2 protein-coding genes are annotated in these 5,049 nt (G+C 74.3%); both read right to left on the bottom strand.

Annotated elements, in window-relative coordinates:
* The coding region (locus AB0N76_RS39120) for a beta-ketoacyl synthase N-terminal-like domain-containing protein (RefSeq protein ID WP_363565623.1) at positions 1-4,027 on the bottom strand (4,027 nt) is incomplete at its 3' end.
* Positions 4,028-4,056: 29 nt separating this feature from the next.
* On the bottom strand, positions 4,057-5,049 hold a 993-nt coding region (locus AB0N76_RS39115), incomplete at its 5' end, for a KR domain-containing protein (protein ID WP_363565622.1).

The raw sequence follows: 5,049 nt of genomic DNA, 5'->3' as shown, positions 1-5,049 counted from the left end.
TGGTGCCCTGGCGGATGGCGAGTTCGGGTTCGTCGGTGGTGAGGGCGTGGGTGAGGGCGGTGCGGCTGGTCTCGGTGTCGTCGAGGTCGGCGAGGACGAAGCGGCCGGGGTGCTCGGCCTGGGCGGCGCGGACCAGGCCCCAGACGGGGGCGAGGGCGAGATCGGGCGTGTCGGTGGCCGCGACGGTGTGGGCGTTGCGGGTGACGACGACGAGCCGGGAGTCGGCGAGGTCCGGCCGGCCGAGGAAGCCCTGCACCAGGTCCAGCGTCCGGTACGCGGCGCTGCGCAGCCGGTCCGGCACCTCGGTCGCCGCCGCGTCCACGGTGGCCTCCACGACCACGACGGCGGGCGACTCGGCGGCGAGCGCCGTCCAGTCGGGGTGACCGCCGGCGGTGACCGGACCGGTGGTGACCAGGCCGGTGGCGGCTTCGGCCGGGAGCGGGAGCTTCGTCCACTCGACGGTGAAGACCACGTCGGAGGCCCGCCCGGCGGCGGCCAACTGCTCGACGGAGACCGGCCGCAGCCGCAGCGCGGCGATCGACAGGACCGGCGTGCCGTCGGTGTCGGCCAGGTCGATCCGGACGCTGTCCGTGCCGCTCCCCTCGGGGGCGACCTTCACCCGGACCGCCGTCGCGCCCGAGGCCTGGAGGCGCACGCCCTGCCAGGCGAACGGCAGCGACGGCCGGCCCGGCTCCACACCGTGCAGGAACTCGCCGAGGCTGAGCGTGTGCAGGGTGGCGTCGAGGAGGGCGGGGTGGAGGCCGAAGCGGGCGGCGTCGGCGTGGGCGGGTTCGGGGAGTTCGACCTCGGCGTAGACGGTGTCGTCGGCGCGCCAGGCGGTGGTGACGCCCTGGAAGGTGGGGCCGTAGTCGAGGCCGAGCGTGGCGAGGTGGTCGTACATGGCGTCGACGGGGACGGGGGTGGCTCCGGTGGGGGGCCAGGTGGTGAGCCCGGTACCCGCGTCGGTGGTCTCGGCGGCGTCGGTGGCTTCGGTGAGCAGGCCCTCGGCGTGGAGGGTCCAGGGCTGGTCTTCGTCGGTGCGGGAGTGGATGGTGAGCGGGCGGTGGCCGGTTTCGTCCGGGGCGCCGACGGCTGCCTGGAGCTGGACGGCCGTGCCCTCGGGGAGGACGAGCGGGGAGCTGAGGGTCAGCTCGTCGATCCGGTCGCAGCCGACCCGGTGGGCGGCCTGGAGGGCGAGTTCGACGAACGCGGTGCCGGGCAGCAGCGTGGTGCCGTGGACGGTGTGGTCGGCGAGCCACGGGTGCGTGCTGAGTGAGAGCCGGCCGGAGAGGACGAGCTGGTCGGTGGTGGCGAGCTGGGTGACGGCACCGAGTAGGGGGTGCTCGACGCCGGTCAGCCCGGCCGCGCTCAGGTCGGCCGTGGCCTCGACGGCGGCCACCCAGTAGCGCTGGCGGTCGAAGGCGTAGGTGGGCAGGTCGACGTGCGGACCGTCGGCGGGGAGGAGGGGCGTCCAGTCGACCTCGGCGCCGTGCGTCCACAGGGCGCCGAGGGCTTCGACGGCGGTCCGGGCCTCGTCGCGCTTGCGTCGGGCCAGGGGGAGGGCGGTGGCGCCGGGGAGGGTCTGGCGGGTGAGCGCGGTGAGGATGGCGTCGGGGCCGACCTCGATGTGGACGTCGGCGTTCGCGGTGCTGAGCGCCTCGGTGAAGCGGACGGTGTCGCGGACGTGCTGGACCCAGTGTTCGGGGTTGGTCACGTCGCCCGTGGTCGCTATAGGGGTGGTGGGGTTGTTATAGGTTATCGCGTTTGCGATGGCCCGGAACTCTTCGAGCATGGGGTCCATGAGCGGGGAGTGGAAGGCGTGGCTGACGCGCAGTCGCTGGCTCTTGCAGCCGAGCTGGTCGGCGATGGCGGTGACGGTGGCGTCGTCCCCCGAGATGACGGTCGCCGTGGGCCCGTTGAGGGCGGCGATGGAGGCCGCGTCCTCGTGTCCGGCGAGGAGCGGGAGGACGTCGGTCTCGCTTGCTTGGAGGGCGATCATTGCGCCGCCCTCGGGCAGTGCCTGCATGAGGCGGCCGCGTGCCTCGATGAGGCGGGCGGCGTCGGCCAGGCTGAAGACGCCCGCGACGTGGGCGGCGGCGATCTCGCCGATGGAGTGCCCGACGAGGACCTGCGCCCGTACGCCGAAGCTCTCCAGCAGTCGGTACGCCGCGACCTCGTAGGCGAACAGGGCGGGCTGGGTGTAGCGGGTCCGGTCCAGCTCCTCCGACTCGGTGTCGAAGCAGAGATCCCGGAGCGAACGGCCGAGCAGCGGGTCCAGCTCGGCGCACACGGCGTCGAACGCCTCCGCGAAGACCGGGAAGGCCGCGTACAACTCCCGCCCCATCCCGGCCCGCTGCGCCCCCTGCCCGGTGAACAGCACACCCACCCTCGGCCGGCCGGCGGCCGCGGCGTCCGTGTCGTCCGCCGCGACCTTGGCGAGCCCGGCGACCAACTCGCCCCGCTCGGTGCCGACGACCACCGCGCGGTACTCGAAGGTGCCCCGCCCGTGCAGCGCCCGGGCGACCTCGCGGTCGCCGAACTCACCGCCGCGCGCGGCGAACACGGCCAGCCGGTCCGCCTGCCCGCGCAGCGCCGCCGGGCTCGCCGCCGACAGCAGCCAGGCCATCGGAGCCGTCGGCTCCACCGCCGGGCGCTCGAACTCCGGCTCGGCCTCGCCCTGTTCGAGGACGATGTGGGCGTTGGTGCCGCTGATCCCGAAGGAGGAGACGCCGGACCGGCGGGGGTGGTCGGTCTGCGGCCAGTTCCGCTGCTCGGTGAGCAGTTCCACCGCGCCCGCCGACCAGTCCACGTGCGGGGACGGCTCGTCCACGTGCAGCGTCTTCGGCAGCACGCCGTGCCGCATCGCCATGACCATCTTGATCACGCCGCCGACACCCGCCGCCGCCTGGGCGTGCCCGATGTTGGACTTGAAGGAGCCCAGCAGCAGCGGCTGTTCGGCCGAACGGTCCTGGCCGTAGGTGGCGAGCAGCGCCTGGGCCTCGATCGGGTCGCCCAGGGTGGTGCCGGTGCCGTGCGCCTCGATCGCGTCCACGTCGGTGGTCGACAGTCCGGCCTGCGCCAGCGCCTGCCGGATCACCCGCTCCTGCGAGGGCCCGTTCGGCGCGGTGAGCCCGTTGCTGGCACCGTCCTGGTTGATCGCGGAGCCACGCACAAGAGCCATCACGCGGTGCCCCTTGGCCCGGGCCACCGACAGCCGCTCCAGCGCCAGCACACCGACGCCCTCGGCCCAGGAGGTGCCGTCCGCCGTCGAGGAGAAGGACTTGCAGCGGCCGTCGGGCGCCAGGCCGCGCTGCCGGCTGAACTCCAGGAACATGCCGGGCGTGGCCATGACGGTCACGCCGCCCGCGAGCGCGAGGTCGCACTCGCCCTGGCGGAGGGCCTGCGCGGCCAGGTGCAGGGCGACCAGCGAGGAGGAGCAGGCCGTGTCGACGGTGACGGCCGGGCCTTCGAGCCCGAGCGTGTAGGAGATGCGCCCGGAGATCAGGCTCCCGCCGCTGGTGGAGGCGAGCAGGGCGTTCATGCCGTAGTCGTGGTACATCACGCCCGCGAACACGCCGGTGCGCGAGCCGCGCAGCGAGCGCGGGTCGATGCCGATCCGCTCGATCGCCTCCCAGGAGGCCTCCAGCAGGATGCGCTGCTGCGGGTCGACGCCGACCGCCTCGCGCGGCGAGATGCCGAAGAACTTCGGGTCGAACTCGGCCGCGTCGTAGAGGAATCCGCCGCGTCGGCAGTACGAGGTGCCCTGGTGCTCGGGGTCGGGGTGGAAGAGGCCGTCGATGTCCCAGCCCCGGTCCTCGGGCAGGTCGGCGACGGCGTCCCGGCCGTCGGCCACCAGCTGCCACAGGTCCTCCGGCGAGGCGACCCCGCCGGGGTAGCGGCAGGCCATGCCGACGATCGCGATCGGTTCGCGGTCCTTCTCCCGTGCCTCCTGGAGCCGCTGCCGGGTGCTGTGCAGCTCGGCGGTGACGCGCTTCAGGTAGTCGACCAACTGCTCTTCACTGGCCATGGATGGTGTCCTTACTCGCTGTCGCCGGCTCAGGAGAGCCCGAGCTCGTTGTCGATGAAACTCAGCAGATCGGCGGCGCTGGCGGCCTCCAGCCGCTCGGTCACGTCCTCCGTGCCGACCGGGCGGATCAGCTTCTTCCAGCCGGCGAGCAGCTGTTCGAGGCGGGCGGTGATCTCCTCGCGGTGCCCGGCCGGGTCGCCGGTCCCGTCCCCGCCGCCGGCCGTCGCGTCGGCGCCGGCCGCCCCGGCCGCCGCCAACGCGGCCTCGACGGCGTCGAGTTCGGCGAGGATCCCGCGTCCGGCGGTCGGCTCGGCGGGCGGCGCGAAGGCGCCGAGGAGGTAGCCGGCCAGCGCGACCGGGCTCGGGTAGTCGAAGACCAGCGTGGCGGGCAGCCGCAGCCCGGTGGCGGCGTTCAGCTGGTTGCGCAGCTCGACCGCGGTGAGCGAGTCGAAACCGAGCTCCTGGAAGGCGCGTTCGGGTGCCACGGCGTCGGCCGAGGCGTGACCGAGGACGGTCGCCGCCTTCTCCTGGACGAAGCGCAGCACGGTCGCCTCGCGCTCGGCGGCGGGCAGCCCGGCGAGCCGTCGCTCCAACTCCACCCCGCCGGCGCCGGTGGCGCCCTGCGCGGTGGTCCGGGCGGGTGCGGGGCGCAGGGCCCGCAGCAGGGCGGGGAGTTCGTCGGTGCGGTTGCGCAGCGCGGTCGGGTCGATGCGCAACGGGACGAGGACGGGGTGGGTGGTGGTGAGGGCGGTGTCGAGGGCGGCCAGGCCCTGGGCCTCGGTGAGCGGGGGCAGGCCCTGGCGGCGCATCCGCTCCAGGTCGGCCTCGGTCAGGCCCTCGCTCAGCCCGGTGCGCGTCTCCCAGAGCCCGTAGGCGAGGGAACTCGCCGGCAGGCCTTCGGCGCGGCGGTGGGTGGCGAGGGCGTCGAGGAAGGCGTTGGCGGTGGCGTAGTTGGCCTGTCCGGCGGCGAGGACCATGCCGCCGGCGGAGGAGAAGAGGACGAAGGCGGTGAGGGGGAGGTC

The sequence above is a fragment of the Kitasatospora sp. NPDC093806 genome (assembly GCF_040683335.1).
GTDB lineage: Bacteria > Actinomycetota > Actinomycetes > Streptomycetales > Streptomycetaceae > Kitasatospora.
Note: the sequence above shows the minus strand (reverse complement) of the source record. Positions and strands in the feature narration are given on the sequence as shown.